This is a genomic window from Alteromonas sp. ABH4_453 (assembly GCF_056160665.1).
Genome location: NZ_JBSWXP010000009.1, coordinates 124,978 through 144,830 on the forward strand (window position 1 = coordinate 124,978; position 19,853 = coordinate 144,830).

Consider the following 19,853-nt stretch of genomic DNA (forward strand, 5'->3'; position numbering starts at 1 on the left):
ATTCAGAAGGACTCTGTTTTTCCAATGGAACGGGCTAGTGACTTTTTAGCAATATCCATTTTAAGAGAGAGAACATGCAGATTAAGAATGCTCCTTTCCATATTTCTGCCGTAGCAGGTGCAGTGTTAGCCGCTTGCTCAAGTCCAAGCGTCTATGCCCAAACGGTCGCTGTAGACGAAAAACAAATCGAAAAAGTAGAGGTAACTGCAACTCGCAGAAGTGGCACGTTACAAGAAGTACCAATTAATATTTCTGCGCTAACGTCAGACGTTTTGGACCAACAGAATATTGAAGATCTTGATGGCGTAGCCCGTTGGGTACCTGGTCTTACTGTGACTGATCAAGGCGGGCGAAACGACTCTCCGATTATCGTACGTGGTCTAAATACTAACTCATCAGGCCCCGGTTCAAATGGCGGCACGGTAGCCACCTACTTTGGCGATATTCCTCTTTTCCTGAATATGCGTCTTGTAGACGTCGATCGCGTTGAAGTCCTTATTGGTCCGCAGGGTACGCTTTATGGGGCTGGTACTTTAGGCGGTGCTATTCGTTACCTTCCAAAGAAAGTCGATTTAGAGTTTATGTCTGGGGAAGTAACGGGTGACGTGTTCAGTATTAGCGAGAGCGACTCACTAGGCGGAGAAAGCAGTATTGTCTTTAACGCACCGATTATTGATGGTGAATTAGCGGTACGCGCGTCATTGAACTATTTCAACAACCCTGGCTTTCTTGACTACAACTATGTGGTAAAAGAGGGCGGTGTGTCACTGCCAGATCCAGATTGGTCTAACGAAGAAGAGGTGAATAGTAACCTACGTCGTGTTGAAGATGCCAATGGCGAAGATACGCTAACAGGCCGTATTGCAGTGCGCTGGGCGCCGAACGATTGGTTCGACAGCACATTGACTTACTTTTACCAAAAGCAAGACGTTGAAGGTCGCTCTATTACACATTACGACGCGCTTTCGGACGAAAATCCTTTGAGCGATGTTATCGGCAAGTACGAGTCAGCCTATCGCTACGAAGAGCCGCGTGAAAAAGAAGACGAGTTATTAAGTTTAGAAGTAAGTGCCGACTTGGGCTTTGCAGAATTAGTATCTGCAACCGGTCTATCTAACTTTGATGCTAACGGCCAACGTGACCAAACCGATCTGCTAATTCGTTTAGACTACAGCTATGAAGAATTTCCAGCGTTCTCTGCTTACACGGAAGAAGTGGAAGAACGGGAAGTTTTCACGCAAGAACTGCGCTTAGTTTCTCAAACTAGTGGGCCTTTATCATGGATCATTGGCGGCTTTTATTACGACTTAGACAGTGAAGGCAGCAGTAAAGAATTTACACCTAACTTCGATGTTTATGCCATTGACGTGTGGGGTGTAGACGGTAACTACCGTCCAGATGCACTTGAATATTTCTCAGTAGACGAAAGCGAGGTTACTGAAAAAGCGTTATTCGGAGAACTTACTTACGAACTAACAAGCGACTGGGACGTTACCTTAGGTTTGCGCGCGTACCAATATGATGTCTATTCGCGTTCGGCTGTAGATTTACCTCTGTATAACTCTGTATTTGAAGGCAGGGCGTCTGATTCTATCGTACTAGATTACGGTGAGACAGAAGCTGACGATAGCGGCACGTTATTCAAATTCAACACTAGCTATCAGTTTACGAACAGCACAATGGGTTATTTGACCATCAGTGAAGGCTTCAGAATTGGTGGCGCGAATAGCGTTGGAGCTTGCCCAGATAATGTCGATGATCTGAATAACCAAATTGTTTGCGCTACTCCCGAAGAACAGCTCTTTGAGGCAGATACCACCACTAACTACGAGTTAGGCGTTAAAACCAGTTTCTTTAGAAACAAACTTCAGCTTAATACAGCGCTATTCTATGTTGACTGGCAAGACCCTCAGGTATCAGGTGCTACCATTAATGGCCAGCAGCCAATTATCGTTAACGCTGAAGGTGCTGAGTCGAAAGGCGCTGAATTCTCCGTTCGAGGCATAATTGGCGACAATATCACGACTTATGCAACATATGCCTACACACAAGCAGAGTTAACTGCAGACGCACCTTTCTTATTCGGCGTGTTTGATGATCAAGGCACAGAGCTTCAAGACTTTTACGATGGTAAAGATGGTGACCGTTTACCGGGAACTGCAGAGCATCAGTTCTCATTCGGTATCACATACAGCCAAGAAGTATTTGACGATAAAATGTTGAATGTGAATTACGGTATCACTGCGCAAAGCGATGTGTATACCACTGTTGGCCTTCGTCAAGACGGTGAGGCGCTACCTGGCTATGCGGTAAGTAATTTGAATGCGACGATTTCAGATGAAGATTGGTCGGTTACCCTATACATCGATAACTTATTCGATAAGTATGCGTTTACTTCAACTCGTCGTAACGTAGGCGATATTGGTTTAGGTCAGTTTAACGACACCCTTGAGCCAAATGGTACCGAGTTACAGCGAAACTATGGCCACTATGTGCTAACACCACGTACTGTAGGATTGATGTTTAAGTATCAATTTGGCATGTAGTATAGTTATTGCTACACGATACAATATAAGGGCGCTTACGCTTAACGTGTAAGCGCCTTTTTCGTATTAAAACGGTTTTAAAAAAAGCTAAAAATGAATACAAGTCACACTCGCTTAGACGACGCCGTAAGGTTTTTATCACAACGTGATTATCAGCAAGCGCACCGCTGTTGTGTAGAAGTGATTCAACAATTCGGACCGCATGCTCACGCCTATTTTTTACTTGGCATTATTCATATTGAAATCGGACAGATAGAAAAGGCAATCGCCTTGTTAACGAAGTCTAACGAAATCGAAAACCGTCCTATTACCTTTGCCTATCTAGCCAAGTGCTTTGCGTTAAAAGGCGATATGCAGCAAGCACTAGAGTGTGTGGCGAAAGCACCAGTAGATAGCCTCACCCGTGCTCTCGACTTAGATACGGTTGGCGTTTCATTATCGAGAGTAGGCCTACATGAGGGTGCTATCGCCTATTTTGAAAAGGCCCTTGCTTTGGCGCCATCAAATCCGCAATACCACTACAACTATGCAGTTAGCTGCAAGTTTGCGGGAAAATTTGAGCTGGCAAGAAAGCATTTTGAACAAGCCATCGATAGCGAACCTAATTTCTTTCAGGCGCATTTTGCCCTGTCTGATCTCGGCGGCATTTCGCGTGAAAATAATCATTTAGCGCGACTTGAGCCCTTAGTGGAAAAAGTAAAGGCAAACCCCGATGCACGTCTTCACATAGGGCATGCACTCGCGAAAGAGTACGAAGTACTAGGTGATTACACTGGTGCTTTTGAATCCCTGCAACACGCGAAAGCGCCTCAGAAGGCACGTAGCGAAAATACGCTGAAAGATTATCAGGCAATATTTAATACTCTTCATGCTAATTTGCAATCACAGGTTAGCTCGGACGCTTTTTCCACCGATCTTTCTCAAAGCGACGCCCCCATTTTTGTAGTGGGCATGCCGCGCAGCGGCACAACACTGGTTGAGCGTATCTTAAGTCATCATTCGTTAGTTGCCTCTGGAGGAGAGCTACAAGACTTTGGCGTTGCTGTTAAACAGGTAACCCAAACTAGCAGCCAACTAGTACTTGATACGCCTACCATTGAAAGTGCATATAAGAGTGACTTGGCCCAAATTGGAGAGCTTTATCTTCAGCGTACGGCTTTCTTGCGACAAGATGCAAAGCACTTAGTCGACAAACTGCCCTTCAATTTTTTCTATATCGACCTAATTCGACAGGCACTACCTAATGCAAAAATTGTTTGTTTGCTGCGTAATCCAATGGATACCTGCGTAGGTAACTTCAGACAGTTGTTTTCTATCCACAGCCCTTACTACGCTTACGCCTACGACCTTGAGGTGATTGGACAGCTTTATCAAAGCTTTGAACAGTGGGTGAGGAAATTTGCTGATACATATCCGAACGCTATTCGCCTGCAATCATACGAGCAACTTGCTCAGAATCCGCAAGCTCAAGTCAAAGATCTATTGGCTTTCTGTAACTTGCCTTGGGAAGCGCAATGTCTACAAGTTGAAAACAATACGCTCCCTGTTTCGACCGCCAGTAAAGTGCAGGTTAGAGAGCCAATAAATACCCGTTCAATAGGTCGCTGGAAACGCTACGAGCTGCAAACCGAAGCCTTGCAGAAGTCGTTGGGGATTATTTAATGGAAAAATCGTAGATTCGTTTGCAACCTTTAAACGTAACGATTATGTTAACGCTACACTTACTGGTCTAACCAGATTGCATGAGAGCCGAATTATCATCACCGCTTTCCCGCAATAGCACTTTCTAGAAAATGAGCGTGAACAACTATGTCAAAGAATTACGTACTAAATACATATAACAAATTTATGAAGCTGCCCTTTGGCAAGAAGCTATTTAGCTGGTACTCAGCGCGTAGAGCACCTTATTTTTCTACCGTTTCACCACTTATCTCAGACATTAAACCTAACTATTGTGAAGTGCTCATTAAAAAGCATAAAGGGGTTGAAAACCACATTGGTACGGTCCACGTTATTGCGATTTGCAACGGGTTAGAAATGGCCATGGGCTTTATGTGTGAAGCATCCATACCTAAAAACCTTAGGTGGATCCCAAAAGGTATGGAAGTAAAGTATCCGGCGAAAGCAGACTCAGATATTCGTTGTGTAGCAGAAGTGCCAGTCGACGCATGGAAGCCCGGTGATTTACCTATTTCTGTTAAGGCATATAACGCTGAAGGCACCGTGGTCGTCGACGGAACCATTACGGTTTGGGTAAGCGAAAAACGCTGATATCCCACTTATATTAAAAGGCCGCGCTTGCGGCCTTTTTCATGCTCTTTTAAAACATTCAATATTAAGTTTTTACTACAGCTACTTTTCTGTTTGACAGAAAACAATAATCCAACTAAGAATAACCTTGAAAGCGATTAAGGCGCTATATCAGTAGTCTATTTCATTCAACAGTTGGTGTTGCAATTTTGTCTGTGTTTACAACGCAGGTATTAGCGGTGGAAGAGGTTAAGATGTCTGTAATCACAAAAGAGCAAGTCGCAAGAAAACCCTTTATAGATAAGAAAAATTACCCGTACGGCTTTGCCCGTTCAGGAGATTTTTCCATTAATGAAAGTAAGCTTCTTCAGGCTCATGGTAGTTTGTTCGCTGCACTAGTGGACGGGAAAATTACGCCAGAGAATGATGAAGAACAAGCCTATTTGGAATCGGCTCTTGGTCATCGTGACCCTGCAACACCGCAAGAGAAAGCGTGGTTGAAATACCAAGCCAGAATAAACCGTCCAAAAACAGCAAGTATTTATGGTTCCAAGCGTGCTGCTGAACAAGATGTTGACGATGACGACGATATGAGCGATAACAGTGATCTTGATATCGACCTCGGTGATTGAGCTTATGCCTTTATGCATTTAAAACGTGTAAAGGCGCCTTTCTTAAAGCAATCATCTTTATTGTTTGTGCTGTTAATATTGTGTAAATAAATATCCTATTTTCTGTCAAAATTACACTCAAGTCGAAATGTTTATCCTAATTATTGCGAATATTGGGATATATATCTCACTTTTACTCAATTTGGTGTTTTATCTTCCTATTACCTTAGTTATAGTCGGGGCATCGTCAACGTACGCTGACAAACCCCCCAACCCATTACAGGAGAAAGCACTGTGAAAATGATGTCGGGCGCAGCCATGGTGGTTGAAGCGCTAAAAGATGTAGGAGTGACACACGTGTTCGGTTACCCAGGTGGTGCCGTACTAGACATTTATGATGCGTTATTTGCGCAAGATGATGTCAAACACGTCCTCGTACGTCATGAACAGGCAGCCGCCCATATGGCGGATGGTTATGCACGTTCAACTGGCAAAACCGGCACAGTGCTCGTCACATCAGGTCCAGGCGCTACGAATACTATTACAGGTATTGCTACTGCGTACATGGACTCTATCCCGATGGTAATTTTATCGGGACAGGTGCCGTCGAAGCACATCGGTGAAGATGCATTCCAAGAAACTGATATGGTAGGGTGTTCGCGTCCTATCGTTAAGCACAGCTTTTTGGTTAAGCGCGCGGTTGATATTCCAGAAGCGATTGCTAAAGCCTATTATATTGCTAACACAGGGCGTCCTGGCCCGGTGGTTGTAGATTTACCAAAAGATATTGTTAACGTAGCGGAAGAGCACCCTTATGTGTATCCAAGTGACGTGACCATGCGTTCTTACAACCCAACCGAAAAAGGCCACCCTAAACAGGTTAAGAAAGCGGTCGAGTCGCTACTTAAAGCAGAACGTCCAGTATTATATGTAGGTGGTGGTGCCGTAGCCTGCGATGCATCAGCAAAGGTTATTGAATTAGCTGAGAAGCTAAATGCACCGGTAACTTGTACGCTAATGGGCCTTGGCGCTATGCCAGGTACACACAAGCAATTTATCGGCATGCTAGGTATGCACGGTACGCTTGAAGCGAACAAAACTATGCATAATGCCGATTGCATCATTGCACTAGGTGCACGTTTTGATGACCGTGTTACCAATAACGTTGATAAGTTCTGCCCTCATGCAGACATTATTCACGTTGATATTGACCCAGCCTCAATTTCTAAAACCGTAAATGCTCACATTCCTGTGGTAGGTTCGGTAGATAAAGTACTTGATCAAATTTTAAGCCAGGTAAATAAGAAAGACTTATCAGCTCAGAGTGAAAAGCTGGCGGATTGGTGGCAGCAGATAGAAACCTGGCGTTCTCGTGAGTGCTTAAACTACGCACAGGGTGAAGAGGTAATTAAACCTCAGCGCGTTATCGAAGCTTTGTACAAACACACAGACGGTAAAGCCTATGTAAGCTCTGACGTAGGTCAGCACCAAATGTTTGCTGCGCTTTATTACCCTTATGATAAACCGCGTCAGTGGATTAATTCAGGTGGTCTTGGCACCATGGGCTTTGGTTTACCTGCGGCAATGGGCGTACAGTTTGCGCACCCGGGTTCAACGTCTGTGGTAGTGACAGGTGATGGCAGTATTCAAATGAATATTCAAGAGCTATCTACTTGTTTGCAGTACAACTTACCTATCAAGATTATCTCATTGAATAACCGTGCTTTGGGTATGGTTCGTCAATGGCAGGATATGATTTATAAAGGGCGTCACTCACACTCGTATATGGATTCAATGCCTGACTTTGTGAAATTGGCAGAAGCTTACGGACATGTGGGCATTAAAGTAGACAAGCTTGACGAACTAGACGCAGCAATGGAGAAATGTTTCAGTTACACAGATCGCTTAGTGTTTATGGACATAGCAGTAGACCAAAACGAACACGTATATCCAATGCAAATTAAGTTTGGCGCAATGGATGACATGCGCTTAAGCAAGACGGAGCGAACCTGATGAAACGTATTATCTCTGTATTAATGGAAAACGCCCCTGGCGCACTATCTCGTATCGTTGGTGTATTCTCACAACGCGGTTACAACGTCGACTCTCTGTGTGTGGCACCAACCGACGACGCGAGCCTTTCGCGTCTAACGATTATCACGCACGGCGATGACAAAGTCATAGAGCAAATTACTAAGCAAGTGAATAAGCTTATTGATGTGCTAAAAGTGGTAGACCTTACTGAAGGTACGCACATTGAACGCGAACTTATGCTGATTAAAGTCGCGACTCGCACAGAGTCGGTACGTGCTGAAGTGAAGCGGAACTCTGATATCTTCCGTGCGCGTATTGTGGATGTGAACGTAAACAACTACACCATTGAAATTACGGGCACCACAGATAAGCTAGATGCATTTGCCACGACTATGGGGCAGTGTGCTGAAATTATCGAATCATCGCGCACCGGTGTGTGTGGGCTTGCTCGAGGTGATAGGGCGCTTCGTCCTTAAGTTTTTTCTGAGTTTTTGCGCAAAGCGTTTTTTCGAAAGGCTGTCATTAGACAGCCTTTTTTCATTCTAGGGAATTACCCTAAGTATCGCGCCCATAATAGGCTTCTACGCGCAGGGCTACGCCGTATGAGGTTTTAAAATCCTCTTCACGTAGCCATAAAACGAAGGGCTCTACCTCAAAGAATAGCCAATCGCGCAGCATGTTGTTACGCCACCTAAATCCGCCATAGACTTCTTCTACGCGAAAATTGGGTTGGCTGAGCCCTTCCACCATAAGGTGAGGAATAACGGCGTTATGTCGATCCACCGAGAACAAATGATGGACCTCATGCCGCCATAGCCAGTCATTGGTATCGTCGCGGTAGTAGTAGCGATTATTTTGTCGAACCAAGTGCTTTTTATTGATTTCGTATTGAAAAGCGACGCCCACCTCCGCACCCAAACGGTCACGGGTGTAATAGTAAAGTTCGGCGTCGTATAGCATGGCCCATTGATTAGAAAAGGCAAAAGCATCTCTGTATCGGGTCATCGCATATAGTTGGTCGCGGCGACCAGCGCCAATTCTAAATGAGTAGTGCGAGTCTTGCTCAGGACGAAAGCGAAGCGCAATGGTCGTTCGATCGCGGTTGTTATTGCCGGTATCTCTCGCGGCTCGTATTGTGTTGTTCTGTGTTTCGTCTTCGTTATCACTCAAGAGTAAATCAACGCGTTCTTTTAATGCCGGTAGGCGTACTCGTACCCTAAAACGAAGATCCGTATCAGAAAGCATGCCGCTTCTGGGTTCCCAAGCTAGCTGAACACGGCCTTCGGCCCGGGCCTCTTTTTGTCCGGGAGCCTTGAGCTCTTGAGAATTTTCGAACAAGCCGTCGAGCTGTTTAACAGTAAAGTCCATGGTGTCAGTAAAGCTACGTTGCCACACATCAAACCATTGTTCATTGTGTGCCGCTACTGAAACGGCAGGTGAAGCTTCTGCAGACGCGTAAGACGGCAGATTTTTAGTGGTTGCGGGCCCACTAACATCGCTATACCCGCTACTTCCACTGGTCGTGTTTACGGTGGGGTTCACCTTGCTATCGGTGATGTATAAATTCGAAGGGGCAGTAAGTAATAAATGGCAATAAATAACAGTAAGGCACAACATTACTCACTAACTCCTTGTAAAAATGAGAATAGTTGAATGTTTCTACTATTCGCTTTTAAGATATAGAGAGCATGGAGTGTCATTAGTAAAACGTCAATCTTTATTCATTCAGGCAAATATTCAGGTGAAAGCAACAGCGGGCAATGGCATACTGTGCTCAACTATGTAAGGGAGATTATTTTTATGGGTGGTATTAGTATTTGGCAGTTGCTGATTGTACTGGTTATTGTAGTGCTTTTATTTGGTACAAAGCGCCTTAAAGGTATAGGTACTGATTTAGGCGGCGCAATCAAAGGCTTCAAAAAAGCAGTCACCGAAGAAGACAAAGACGCAGACTTTGAACAAAAGAAGCAAGTTGAAGAAAAGTCAGCAGCAGAGCCTGTTTCAACTAAGACGCAGAGCGACGTTAAAGAAAAATCCTAATGTTCGATATCGGCTTTTGGGAGCTATTGGTTATCGGTGTACTGGCGCTGCTTATTTTAGGGCCAGAAAGATTGCCGGGTGCCATGCGCTCAACTATAAATACAATTCGTAGCGTACGTAATGTGGCAACAGGCTTTAAGCAAGAGGTTGAGCATCAGTTGCGCGTGCACGAATTGCATGAAAATTTGAAAAAAGCAGAGCAGCAAGGGCTTAAAGATCTTTCACCTGAACTTGAACAGAGCGTCGATGAGCTGAAAAAAGCTGCAGAGTCGGTTCAAGAACCTTATAAAAAGCAATAGATGTCTGACGCTAATAACCTTATTTCTCATTTAATTGAATTGCGCAGTCGTATTCTCAAAGCACTTTTGAGCGTATTGATTGTGTTCGTGTGTCTTGCCGCATTTGCACAGGATTTATATAAGCTGTTGGCCATGCCTCTGCTTGAAACACTTCCTGAGAACGCGAGCATGATTGCAACCGATGTTGCTTCACCTTTTTTCGCACCTTTTAAACTTACCTTAGTATTGTCATTTTTCATTGCTATTCCCTATGTGCTCTATCAGGTTTGGGGCTTTGTTGCTCCAGGCTTGTATCGAAATGAAAAGCGTCTGGTTGCGCCACTGCTGCTATCAAGTACTTTGTTATTTTATGCCGGTATGGCTTTTGCCTATTTTGTTGTTTTCCCCATCGCTTTTGCGTTCTTCACTAGCGTTGCCCCTGAAGGGGTTACTGTAAGTACCGATATTTCAAGTTACTTAAACTTTGTGTTGAAACTCTTCTTCGCATTCGGAGTCTCATTCGAGATACCTATAGCTATTATTCTTATGTGTTGGACTGGGGTAACAGATGCCAAGTCGCTACGAGCAAAACGGCCTTATGTGGTTGTAGGGGCCTTTGTTGTTGGCATGCTGCTCACACCGCCTGACGTGATCTCTCAAACGTTACTGGCTATTCCCATGTGGCTGTTGTTTGAAGTTGGTATCATCGTAGGAGGTTTTTATGCAGGTAAAACGCCAAAAGATGAGGGCGAAACGCAAACCCCTGACAACACATAAAAGTTCAGAAGAGAAAGGAATAAAAATGAAAACTCAACTGCTTTCTATTGCCACTTTACTGTGTGCTTTTAGTGCACCTCATGTGCACGCTGAGTCTATCGGCGATGCGATGGAAAAATGCCGCAAAACCGATAACAGCCTTAAGCGCTTAATGTGCTATGACGGCGTGGCGAAGTCGTTAAATCAATACGATGGCGTTAATGCGCAGGTTGGCCAACTGAAGGCTTACAAACCAAGTAATAGCGCTCAGGCTAACTCGCGTCCTGCGCCTGCTGCTCAGCAAGCTCAACCGTCAGAGCCAAAGAATGATTTTGGTTTGGAGCACAAGCGCGACTTGACTGAAGCGGCCTCTGAAATTGCCGTTACTATTAACGCAATCAAGAAAAACCTGCGCGATAAGTATGTGCTTACGTTCAGCGATGGTTCTGTTTGGCAGCAAACTGATCAAACTTACTTGAAGCTAAAGGAAGGGCAAGTTGTGTCTATCGAACGCGGCCTTCTTGGCGCCTTTTACTTGAGCGTTGAAGGCCTAAATAAGCGCATTAAAGTGAAACGCGTAAAATAAATGTCTTGGTTTGATGCTGGTGTCAACTTGCTTGATAAGCGGTTTGACGCTGATGAAGTTATTCAACGTGCAAAAGATGCAGGGGTAGAAAAACTCTGCATTATCACTACGCATCCTAGTGAATGGGATGCCGCAGCGGCGCTTTATAACAAGTATCCAAGTCAATGTTGTTACACTATTGGTGTGCACCCGCATAACGCCAAAGACGTTACAGAAAGCGATTATAAGCGGTTACGCGAGCTCGCTAAACAGGAAGGATGTGTTGCCGTAGGTGAATGCGGGCTTGATTTTAACCGTAACTTTTCACCTAAGGACGTTCAATTAGCGGTTTTTGAGGCCCAGCTGGATATAGCGGTATCGTTGAATCTCCCCGTATATCTGCACGAAAGGGATGCCTTTAGCGAACAAGTCAGCTTGTTAACTCGATATATGCCGCGCTTGGAAGGGGGAATAGCCCACTGCTTCACAGGCACAGCGGAACAGGTAGAAGCGTATTTGTCCCTAGGCCTTTATATCGGCATAACAGGGTGGGTGTGTGACGATAAACGTGGCGAAGATTTACGTGATGCCGTAAAACACATACCGCTTGACAGACTTGTTCTTGAAACCGATGCACCGTACTTATTTCCGAAGACGTTGCGCCCTCGAAAACGCAATAATGAGCCCGCATTCTTGCCTCATATCGCTCAGCAATTAGGCGAATATCTGCAAGTTGAGACTGATAAATTACGTATTAGCAGTTATGCTAATGCCTGTGAGTTATTTTCTCTCAGCTAACCATAGGTTAATATGCAGACAAATCTAAAAGCGATGCGCAAGTATGATGCGGGTCTTATTCTCATTACAGTTCTTGCTGCTGTTGCATTTGTCTTTGTATTGATGAACTTGTCTCCAGCGACAAGCCTATCATCCCGTTATTCTCAGTTAAGTTACTTAAAAGAGGAGAGCGGAAGAACGTTCGACTTTAATAATATTATACAAACGCCCTCGAATGATTGGTCTCCAATTTCCTCTCCAGTAAACTTAGGAATGGATACCGGTGTCTATTGGTTTTCGATGATAGTTGAGCCAACGCAGAGCAACCAAAGTCGCGCACTTTTGCACATCGACTACCCATTAATAGATAAACTTGATGTGGCCGTATATAGCCAAGTGGGCAGTAAACCCATTGTGACTTACTCGAGTGGAGATGGGCAAAGCTTTGACGATAGGCCCATCACACACGTTAAGCCCTTGTTCCCTTTGCCTGCCAGTGCGCAGTCTCAGCGCGTTATTATCAAGATGCAAACATCGGGCACTATTCGCCTCCCTATCCGTATCTGGGAAGAAACTGAGTTTATAGAATACACATCAAGTAGAAACTTAGTACTTGGCATCTTTTTCGGCATTTTAATCGCTATGGGAGTGAGTAATGCGTTTTTGACTTTAACCACAAAAAACGTGTCTTTCTTATTTTATGCAGGTTACGTGGTCAACCTCGCACTTACGTTGATGACGCTACACGGCTACGGATTCTCCTATATTTGGTCTGCAAGTACATGGTTTCAAAGTAAGGCAATTATCGTTTTTGCAAACGCTACTATTATGTTTGCCGCGTTATTTACCCGTAGTCTTTTGCCTATAAAGGAGTACAGTGAAAAACTAGACCGCGTGACCAAAGCGATTAGTTGGGTATGTGGCTTAAGTATCATCGCAGGTCTCATCCTTCCTTATTGGTTAATGATAAAAGCATTTCTTTTCTTGCTAAGCCTCGTGGTTATTTTTACTTTGTCTCTGGGCCTGTGGCTTTCACTTAAAGGAGAGGTGGTAGCCCGTTATTTCACAATCGCTTGGGGTTTTCTATTAGTGAGTGGATTAACGGCCAGTCTAGATAATGTAAATATCATCCAGTTGCCTATTTCGTCTAACAACTTGCTGATTGTTGGTGGCACGGTTGAAGCGCTTATATTGGCGCTCATTCTTGCTACTAATTACAGTCACAGTCGAGACGACTTAATTAATGCCCAGCAGTTTGCCCTTGAGCAAGAAAAGCAGGCAAGCACCGCTAAGGAAAAGCTGTTGGAAGTGCAAAAGCGCTACCAAGACGATTTAGAATACAAAGTTCAGGAACGAACACTTGAATTAGAGATAACCCTGCGTGAGCTTTCTGAGGTTAATCAAGAGCTAGAGCGACTTAATGCGATTGACCCACTCACAGGCGCGCACAACCGTCGACACTTCGACAAACGATTACGCTCAGAGGGAAGACGAAGCCGCCGTGAGCAAACGCCTTTATCGCTGATTATTATTGACGTGGATCACTTTAAGAATATTAACGACGAGTATGGTCACGACGGGGGAGACGCATGTTTAATCCACGTGACAGAGGTTTTTCAAAAACTCATCCATCGCCCAACAGATGACTTGTGTCGAATAGGGGGTGAAGAATTTGCCATTATATTGCCTAATACAGACTTGGATGGCGCGTATCACGTAGCCGAGAGTATTCGACATAGCCTTGAAAACAGCCCTCTTGAATACGAGAGTGAAATCATTAAGCTAACCGCGAGTGCAGGTGTATCTACCACCATTATTGCTGACGAAGAGCACGCGCAGAGTCTTTTTAAATTTACTGATGAGTGCCTGTATGAAGCAAAAGCTTCAGGGCGCAACACGGTAATACACAAACATTTACAGGAAAAATTATGATGTCTTCATCTTTCCCTCACCGTCGTATGCGTAGGTTGCGTGCTAAAGATGCGCTAAGAGGGCTTGTTGCAGAGCACAGGCTCACTACGGATGATTTAATCTATCCCGTGTTTGTATTGCCCGGTGAAAATACGCGTGAAGCCGTACCTTCTATGCCGGGTGTGGAAAGACTTTCTATCGACTTGCTAGTGCAAGAAACGGCGAAATGGGTAGAGCTGGGTATTAGAACGATAGCGCTTTTCCCTGTAACACCCATGTCGCTTAAAACCGAGTGTGCAAGTGAAGCGTTCAATCCAGAAGGGCTTGCTCAACAAGCTATGAGAGCGCTTAAAAAGGCGTTTCCTGAAGTGATGCTGATGTCTGATATTGCACTTGACCCATTTACATCTCATGGTCAAGATGGCCTTTTAGACGGAACGGGCTATGTGATGAACGACGAAACAGTCGAAGTGCTTATTAAGCAAGCGTTATCGCATGCTGAAGCTGGCGCTGATATTGTTGCGCCTTCTGATATGATGGATGGACGTATTGGTAGCATTCGCAAGGCATTAGAAGAAGCGGGGCACATCAATACATGCATTATGGCTTACTCGGCAAAATACGCCTCTGCTTACTATGGTCCGTTTCGCGATGCCGTCGGCTCCGCTGCAAATATAAAGGGCGGCAACAAGAAAACCTATCAAATGGATCCTGCCAACACCGATGAAGCACTCCACGAAATTGCGCTTGATATAGAAGAGGGTGCTGACATGGTAATGGTGAAGCCAGGTATGCCGTATTTAGATGTAGTTCGCCGCTGTAAGGACGAATTTAAAGTGCCCACATTCGCCTATCAAGTGAGTGGTGAATACGCTATGCATCAAGCTGCTTTTGCTAACGGTTGGCTAAATGAAGACGCAGTGATCCTTGAATCATTATTAGCGTTTAAGCGCGCTGGCGCCGATGGAATTCTGACTTATTTCGCTCCGCAAGCTGCTGCGCTTCTAGCGAAGCAAAACGACAAGTAATATCAAAAATCAAAGGTTCGACAACAAAAAAGCCGTGCAATGCACGGCTTTTTTCATATTACTTTTTTGTTCCTCTAGCTGTTTGTAAGTAGTTACTTACAAACGAGCTCGCAGCCAGCTTTATGCTGAAGCCAGCATTCGTTTGCTAGCTCTGCATTAATTAGTGGGTGCGACTTTAGCCAGCCTTCAGGGAAAGTAAGCGTCCACTTACTTTCTTCGCAATATAACGAAACTTCGGGAATGTGCTTGTTTTGGCGGCGTAGACAAAGGACAACGGCTATCCGTAGTACACGAAGCAAGCCTTTTAGCATTGGGCGGTAGTCTTCGTGATACTTCGCGAAAATTTCCGCGTTAATGGCTAAGCGATGTTGCGCCACTAAATCACGAATAGCTGAACGCTGTAACCGAGTGAAACCGGGTAAATCAATATGGCTAAGAATATATTCCCCATGCTCGTGGTGGCGCTTGTATTCAATATGAAGGCCGATTTCATGTAGCTGCGCAGCAGCACCTAAAATGGTTTCCGTATCTAAGTGACAAATATTTTGTTGAGCACAAAGCTGATGGCATAGCGCAAGTGCCACATGGCGAACGGAATTCGCGTGATTTTTGTCAATATGATAACGCTGCTTTGCTTGGTTAAGCGTTTGCTGGCGTCTATCGTTTTCTGTGACATTATCTAACATTCCATAGATAAGTCCTTCACGCAGGGCTCCGCCAGAAATGTTCATGTGCTTAATATTTAGTGCTTCAAACAGGCTGATTAAAATGGCTAAGCCTGAAGGGAAAATAGCTTTTCTGTTGTCTTCTAATCCGTCAATATCAAGGCTTTTAATACCGCCACATTCAATACATTGCTTTTCAAGGTGATACAGGTAGTCTAAGCGGATTGCGTCGCTAATGCCTTGGGCCACCAAAATTTCGGTAATGGCCTGCGGCGTGCCAGATGCTCCTAAACAGTTTTCCCAGTCAAAGCATAAGAAAGCGTTCGATACACTAGCAATGAGCGAATGCGCTGCTTGCTTAGCGTTTTTGAAATTACCTTCAGTTATTTTACCGCCTGTAAAATAACGCTCCATAAAAGTCACGCAGCCCATATCCAAACTTTTCAGATGAATCGGTTGCATGTCGTTACCGATGATGATTTCGGTACTCGCGCCGCCAATATCAATAACCAAGCTATTGCCTTGGTTGGCGGATGTATAGGCTACACCAAGGTAAATTTGTCGGGCTTCTTCTTCACCGCTAATCACTTCAAGTTTGTGATTAAGGATCTCTTCTGCTTTACGAATGAAAATATGTGCATTAGTTGCTAGTCGCAACGTAGCGGTAGCAACAATTTTTATGTTTGAGGGAGGGATGTCCTGCAGGCGTTCCGAGAATACCTGCAGGCATTGCCAGCCGCGTTCCATGCTTACGTCATCCAGTGCTAGGTCATCATCTAAACCTGCCGCCAGGCGCACTTTCTGCTTAATTTTCCCTATTATTTGCACACTGCCATTAACAACGTGAACAATCACCATGTGAAAGCTGTTAGAGCCCAAATCTACAGCGGCGTAGTACTCGCCGTAGGTCTGTGCGTCGTGCTGGAGTTCTGCCTGCATAAAATCTCGTTTCTTATAAAATACCTTACGCTTTATTATTGCGCTCTGTTGTTTCGGCTTTGGGGCTTTCCTCGGCCTCTACCGTTACCACGGCGTGAAGTGTTTCTATTGTTAGGCGTACGTCTTCTACGTGGCTTAGGTGGTGTTACATCGTCAAGTAGGGCGCTGCGGTCGTAATCGGTAACCGGAATTGCCTTTTGAATGTATTGCTCAATAGCAGGTAAGTTTAGTGCGTATTTTTCGCACGCGAAACTAATTGCAACACCACTTTGTCCTGCACGGCCAGTACGACCAATACGGTGTACATAGTCTTCGGCGTCGTCAGGTAAGTCGTAGTTAAATACGTGCGTTACCGCGTCAATGTGGAGACCGCGCGCTGCAACGTCGGTTGCCACCAGGATATCAAGGTTACCCTTGGTAAAGTCTTCCAGTATCCCCAGGCGCTTCTTCTGTGGTACATCACCGCTTAGCAAGCCCACGCGATGTCCATCAGCGGTTAGCCAGTCTGTGACTTTTTCACAGCTGTTCTTCGTGTTTGCGAACACAATCGCTTTTTCTGGCCACTCCTCTTCAAGCAATGTTAGAAGAAGCAGCATCTTGTCATCATCAGATGGATAAAATAGCTCTTGAGAAACGCGAGTTGCCGTTGTTTGCTCTGGCGCTACCTGAACGTGGGTCGGGTTGTTCATGTGCTCGTAGGCAAGTTCTTGTACGCGATAGCTTAGCGTTGCTGAAAATAGCATGCTCAAACGTTCGCTTGCAGGAGGCATACGACGGAATAAAAAACGGATATCTTTAATAAAGCCTAAATCGAACATGCGATCGGCTTCATCAAGTACGGCCACCTGAATATTCTTCAGTGTGAACACATTCTGCTTGTAGTAATCAAGAATGCGTCCTGTCGTACCAATTATAATATCCACCCCTTCTTCCAACGTTTCACGTTGACTTTGGTAACCTTCGCCCCCATAAATCAAACCAAGCGACAATCCAGTATGCTCACTAAGCAGTTTGGCGTCGTTATAGATTTGTACGGCAAGCTCTCTGGTCGGCGCCATTATAATTGCGCGAGGGCCATTTGATTTGCTGTTATCTGCATTTTCTGCTTTGCTTAGCAAATAGTGAAATGTAGCCACCAAAAAGGCAATGGTTTTACCGGTTCCGGTTTGAGCCTGACCTGCAATGTCGTGACCTTCCAATAAAGGAGGCAGTGCAAGTGCTTGAATTGGTGTACAATGTGAAAAATTAGCTGCCGCCAAGGCGTCAACAACCTTGCCGTTAATCGGCAGGTCAGAAAAGTGAGTATCAGTTAAGTGAGTAGGCATAGCTTATAGCTTATCAGTGCTTGCATTAAAAAACAGTTTCTATATAACACTTATGGTCGGGCTGAGACAAATCAGCGACAGACCAATAATGGAGAAAAGAATGAGCGACAAAATTATCCAGTTATCTGACGATAAATTCGAAGCAGATGTTATCAATGCTGAAGGTCCTGTACTGGTTGACTTCTGGGCCGAATGGTGTGGCCCGTGTAAAATGATCGCACCAATCTTGGAAGAAGTTGCGACCGAGTTTGATGGCAAGTTAACAGTTGGCAAGTTGAATGTCGATGAAAATAACGAAACTCCACCTAAATATGGTATTCGTGGTATTCCTACATTGCTACTTTTCAAAAATGGTAACGTTGCAGCAACTAAAGTTGGCGCGTTATCCAAAGCTCAATTAACAGAGTTTCTTAACGAAAATCTTTAATTGCTATAAAACAAAAAACCGGTGCGAATAAAGCACCGGTTTTTATTTAAAACACAGGCACTTGCATTCCATCTCAGAAAAGGGCGCAACAATTTATTTAACAATTGGGCGGTAAAACGCTGGACGTTGGTTAAATATAGTGCTAACTTTTCTACAGCGCTCATCCGAGCAGCATTCTGCTTACGCCCATATCCGGGTGATATCAAATCTAAACTAGAACAGAGTGACTTTAAGTCCTGTAAGCGAAGTTCAAGCACAAAGACCCACCAGTATGAATTTAACTGAATTAAAGAACAAACCAATAAGCGAGTTGGTTAACCTGGCCGAGGAAATGGGCCTGGAAAACATGGCGCGCGCCAGAAAACAAGACATCATTTTCTCAATCCTAAAGACGCACGCAAAAAGCGGTGAAGACATCTTTGGTGATGGGGTATTAGAAATTTTACAGGACGGTTTCGGCTTCCTACGCTCAGCTGATTCATCGTATCTTGCAGGACCAGACGATATTTACGTATCGCCAAGCCAAATCCGACGCTTTAACCTGCGTACAGGTGATACGATTGCTGGAAAAATTCGTCCACCGAAAGACAGTGAACGATACTTCGCCCTGCTAAAAATCCGCGAAGTTAACTTCGACAAGCCTGAAAATTCACGTAACAAAATCCTTTTTGAAAACCTTACACCGCTTCACGCAGCAGACCGCTTGCGTATGGAACGTGGTAATGGCTCAACAGAAGACATTACGGCTCGTGTACTGGATTTGGCGTCGCCAATCGGTAAAGGCCAGCGCGGTCTTATCGTAGCGCCACCTAAAGCCGGTAAAACCCTTCTTCTTCAGAATATTGCCCAGTCAATTGCTGCTAACCACCCAGATTGTGAGTTAATGGTATTGCTGATTGACGAGCGTCCAGAAGAAGTAACCGAAATGCACCGCCTTGTACAAGGTGAAGTAGTAGCATCAACGTTCGATGAACCTGCAAGCCGTCACGTACAAGTGGCTGAAATGGTTATCGAAAAAGCGAAGCGTCTTGTAGAGCACAAAAAAGACGTGGTTATCTTGCTTGACTCAATCACTCGACTTGCGCGAGCGTATAACACGGTTATTCCTTCATCAGGTAAAGTACTTACCGGTGGTGTTGACGCAAACGCACTACACAAGCCTAAGCGCTTCTTTGGTGCCGCACGTAACGTTGAAGAAGGCGGTAGCTTAACTATTATCGCAACAGCGCTAATCGATACCGGCTCTAAGATGGATGAAGTTATCTACGAAGAGTTTAAAGGTACAGGCAACATGGAATTACATCTTAACCGCAAAATCGCGGAAAAACGTGTATTTCCGGCTATCGACTTTAATCGCTCAGGTACCCGTCGTGAAGAACTGCTTACGGCACAAGACGAACTTCAGAAAATGTGGATCCTTCGTAAAATCGTTCACGAAATGTCAGAAATTGACGCTATGGACTTCCTTATCAGTAAGTTGTCCATGACCAAGACAAACGATGAGTTCTTTGACGCGATGCGTAGACAAAAGAGTTAATGAAAACTTGGTAACAAGTTGATATTAAAAGAAAAGGCGCTATTCGGCGCCTTTTTTATTTTTTGCACCGGCAAATGGCTTTTCTTATACTTCAGTCTAATACCTTCTGGCCTGTGATTAAGGTATTTTCACTTGCCTATTGATTTTTAACAGCAATCGTTAGT

The 19,853-nt window shown here is 44.6% G+C and carries 18 protein-coding genes; 15 read left to right on the forward strand and 3 right to left on the reverse strand.

All coding sequences use genetic code 11. The features are described 5' to 3' along the window. Positions 1–74 precede the first annotated feature (74 nt). From ACXAGV_RS17385 to ilvN, 6 genes are all read left to right on the forward strand, one after another. Positions 75–2,546, forward strand: coding sequence for a TonB-dependent receptor (locus ACXAGV_RS17385; RefSeq protein ID WP_474874318.1), 2,472 nt, complete (start codon positions 75–77; stop codon positions 2,544–2,546). 93 nt (positions 2,547–2,639) lie between these two features. Further along, the gene (locus ACXAGV_RS17390) at positions 2,640–4,208 is read left to right on the forward strand and encodes a tetratricopeptide repeat-containing sulfotransferase family protein (RefSeq protein ID WP_474874319.1); all 1,569 of its coding nucleotides are present in this window, start codon (positions 2,640–2,642) and stop codon (positions 4,206–4,208) included. A gap of 147 nt (positions 4,209–4,355) precedes the next feature. Further along, positions 4,356–4,817 (forward strand): hotdog fold domain-containing protein, encoded by a 462-nt coding sequence (locus ACXAGV_RS17395; protein ID WP_474874320.1) that lies wholly within the window; start codon positions 4,356–4,358, stop codon positions 4,815–4,817. Between the two features lie 233 nt (positions 4,818–5,050). Continuing rightward, entirely contained in the window at positions 5,051–5,428 is a 378-nt protein-coding gene (locus tag ACXAGV_RS17400) for a MaoP family protein (protein ID WP_474874321.1), read from the forward strand. Positions 5,429–5,701: 273 nt separating this feature from the next. Then, positions 5,702–7,420 carry an acetolactate synthase 3 large subunit gene (locus tag ACXAGV_RS17405; protein ID WP_474874322.1) on the forward strand — a complete coding sequence of 573 codons (1,719 nt, stop codon included), beginning with the start codon at positions 5,702–5,704 and terminating at the stop codon, positions 7,418–7,420. Next, positions 7,420–7,917 carry an acetolactate synthase small subunit gene (ilvN, locus tag ACXAGV_RS17410; protein WP_014975513.1) on the forward strand — a complete coding sequence of 166 codons (498 nt, stop codon included), beginning with the start codon at positions 7,420–7,422 and terminating at the stop codon, positions 7,915–7,917. Before ACXAGV_RS17405 ends, ilvN begins: the two co-directional genes overlap by 1 nt. Before the next feature lie 79 nt (positions 7,918–7,996). Here the strand turns inward: ilvN and ACXAGV_RS17415 are convergent, their stop codons facing one another. Beyond that, entirely contained in the window at positions 7,997–9,058 is a 1,062-nt protein-coding gene (locus ACXAGV_RS17415; protein WP_474874323.1) for a hypothetical protein, read from the reverse strand. Between the two features lie 177 nt (positions 9,059–9,235). On the opposite strand from ACXAGV_RS17415, the gene tatA reads away from it, so the two are divergent. From tatA to hemB, 7 genes are read left to right on the forward strand one after another with little or no spacing between them, the layout of a single operon-like run. After that, positions 9,236–9,481: a Sec-independent protein translocase subunit TatA gene (gene tatA / locus ACXAGV_RS17420; RefSeq protein ID WP_474874372.1), complete on the forward strand. Its 246-nt coding sequence runs from the start codon at positions 9,236–9,238 to the stop codon at positions 9,479–9,481. Then, complete coding sequence (gene tatB, locus ACXAGV_RS17425; protein WP_014948087.1) at positions 9,481–9,780, forward strand: Sec-independent protein translocase protein TatB; 300 nt, start codon at positions 9,481–9,483, stop codon at positions 9,778–9,780. Before tatA ends, tatB begins: the two co-directional genes overlap by 1 nt. After that, on the forward strand, positions 9,781–10,536 hold the full coding sequence (gene tatC, locus ACXAGV_RS17430) for a twin-arginine translocase subunit TatC (protein ID WP_474874324.1): 756 nt from the start codon (positions 9,781–9,783) through the stop codon (positions 10,534–10,536). It abuts the gene before it with no gap. A gap of 25 nt (positions 10,537–10,561) precedes the next feature. Further along, entirely contained in the window at positions 10,562–11,101 is a 540-nt protein-coding gene (locus ACXAGV_RS17435) for a hypothetical protein (RefSeq protein ID WP_474874325.1), read from the forward strand. Continuing rightward, positions 11,102–11,878, forward strand: a complete 777-nt coding sequence (locus ACXAGV_RS17440; RefSeq protein WP_474874326.1) for a TatD family hydrolase — start codon at positions 11,102–11,104, stop codon at positions 11,876–11,878. It abuts the gene before it with no gap. A 12-nt stretch (positions 11,879–11,890) separates the two neighbouring features. After that, entirely contained in the window at positions 11,891–13,789 is a 1,899-nt protein-coding gene (locus ACXAGV_RS17445) for a sensor domain-containing diguanylate cyclase (RefSeq protein WP_474874327.1), read from the forward strand. Further along, positions 13,786–14,796 (forward strand): porphobilinogen synthase, encoded by a 1,011-nt coding sequence (gene hemB / locus ACXAGV_RS17450; protein ID WP_474874328.1) that lies wholly within the window; start codon positions 13,786–13,788, stop codon positions 14,794–14,796. The genes ACXAGV_RS17445 and hemB overlap by 4 nt, the downstream gene beginning before the upstream one ends. Positions 14,797–14,888: 92 nt before the next feature. Here the strand turns inward: hemB and ACXAGV_RS17455 are convergent, their stop codons facing one another. Further along, entirely contained in the window at positions 14,889–16,400 is a 1,512-nt protein-coding gene (locus ACXAGV_RS17455) for a Ppx/GppA phosphatase family protein (RefSeq protein ID WP_474874329.1), read from the reverse strand. Between the two features lie 35 nt (positions 16,401–16,435). Beyond that, complete coding sequence (gene rhlB, locus ACXAGV_RS17460; RefSeq protein WP_474874330.1) at positions 16,436–17,725, reverse strand: ATP-dependent RNA helicase RhlB; 1,290 nt, start codon at positions 17,723–17,725, stop codon at positions 16,436–16,438. A gap of 100 nt (positions 17,726–17,825) precedes the next feature. Here rhlB and trxA point away from each other — a divergent pair, with 100 nt between their 5' ends. Next, complete coding sequence (gene trxA, locus ACXAGV_RS17465) at positions 17,826–18,152, forward strand: thioredoxin TrxA (protein ID WP_012517074.1); 327 nt, start codon at positions 17,826–17,828, stop codon at positions 18,150–18,152. Positions 18,153–18,423: 271 nt separating this feature from the next. Next, positions 18,424–19,689, forward strand: coding sequence for a transcription termination factor Rho (gene rho, locus ACXAGV_RS17470; RefSeq protein WP_014948094.1), 1,266 nt, complete (start codon positions 18,424–18,426; stop codon positions 19,687–19,689). The last annotated feature ends 164 nt before the right edge of the window (positions 19,690–19,853 follow it).

What these genes read in the sequence shown, in the direction of transcription:
- tatC (WP_474874324.1), top strand. Translation starts at nt 9,781, where the DNA reads ATGTCTGACGCTAATAACCTTATTTCTCATTTAATTGAATTGCGCAGT.
- tatB (WP_014948087.1), top strand. Translation starts at nt 9,481, where the DNA reads ATGTTCGATATCGGCTTTTGGGAGCTATTGGTTATCGGTGTACTGGCG.
- ACXAGV_RS17455 (WP_474874329.1), bottom strand. Translation starts at nt 16,400, where the DNA reads ATGCAGGCAGAACTCCAGCACGACGCACAGACCTACGGCGAGTACTAC.
- ACXAGV_RS17415 (WP_474874323.1), bottom strand. Translation starts at nt 9,058, where the DNA reads ATGTTGTGCCTTACTGTTATTTATTGCCATTTATTACTTACTGCCCCT.
- trxA (WP_012517074.1), top strand. Translation starts at nt 17,826, where the DNA reads ATGAGCGACAAAATTATCCAGTTATCTGACGATAAATTCGAAGCAGAT.
- ilvN (WP_014975513.1), top strand. Translation starts at nt 7,420, where the DNA reads ATGAAACGTATTATCTCTGTATTAATGGAAAACGCCCCTGGCGCACTA.
- ACXAGV_RS17435 (WP_474874325.1), top strand. Translation starts at nt 10,562, where the DNA reads ATGAAAACTCAACTGCTTTCTATTGCCACTTTACTGTGTGCTTTTAGT.
- ACXAGV_RS17385 (WP_474874318.1), top strand. Translation starts at nt 75, where the DNA reads ATGCAGATTAAGAATGCTCCTTTCCATATTTCTGCCGTAGCAGGTGCA.
- ACXAGV_RS17390 (WP_474874319.1), top strand. Translation starts at nt 2,640, where the DNA reads ATGAATACAAGTCACACTCGCTTAGACGACGCCGTAAGGTTTTTATCA.
- rhlB (WP_474874330.1), bottom strand. Translation starts at nt 17,725, where the DNA reads ATGCCTACTCACTTAACTGATACTCACTTTTCTGACCTGCCGATTAAC.
- ACXAGV_RS17395 (WP_474874320.1), top strand. Translation starts at nt 4,356, where the DNA reads ATGTCAAAGAATTACGTACTAAATACATATAACAAATTTATGAAGCTG.
- rho (WP_014948094.1), top strand. Translation starts at nt 18,424, where the DNA reads ATGAATTTAACTGAATTAAAGAACAAACCAATAAGCGAGTTGGTTAAC.
- ACXAGV_RS17400 (WP_474874321.1), top strand. Translation starts at nt 5,051, where the DNA reads ATGTCTGTAATCACAAAAGAGCAAGTCGCAAGAAAACCCTTTATAGAT.
- ACXAGV_RS17440 (WP_474874326.1), top strand. Translation starts at nt 11,102, where the DNA reads ATGTCTTGGTTTGATGCTGGTGTCAACTTGCTTGATAAGCGGTTTGAC.
- ACXAGV_RS17445 (WP_474874327.1), top strand. Translation starts at nt 11,891, where the DNA reads ATGCAGACAAATCTAAAAGCGATGCGCAAGTATGATGCGGGTCTTATT.
- hemB (WP_474874328.1), top strand. Translation starts at nt 13,786, where the DNA reads ATGATGTCTTCATCTTTCCCTCACCGTCGTATGCGTAGGTTGCGTGCT.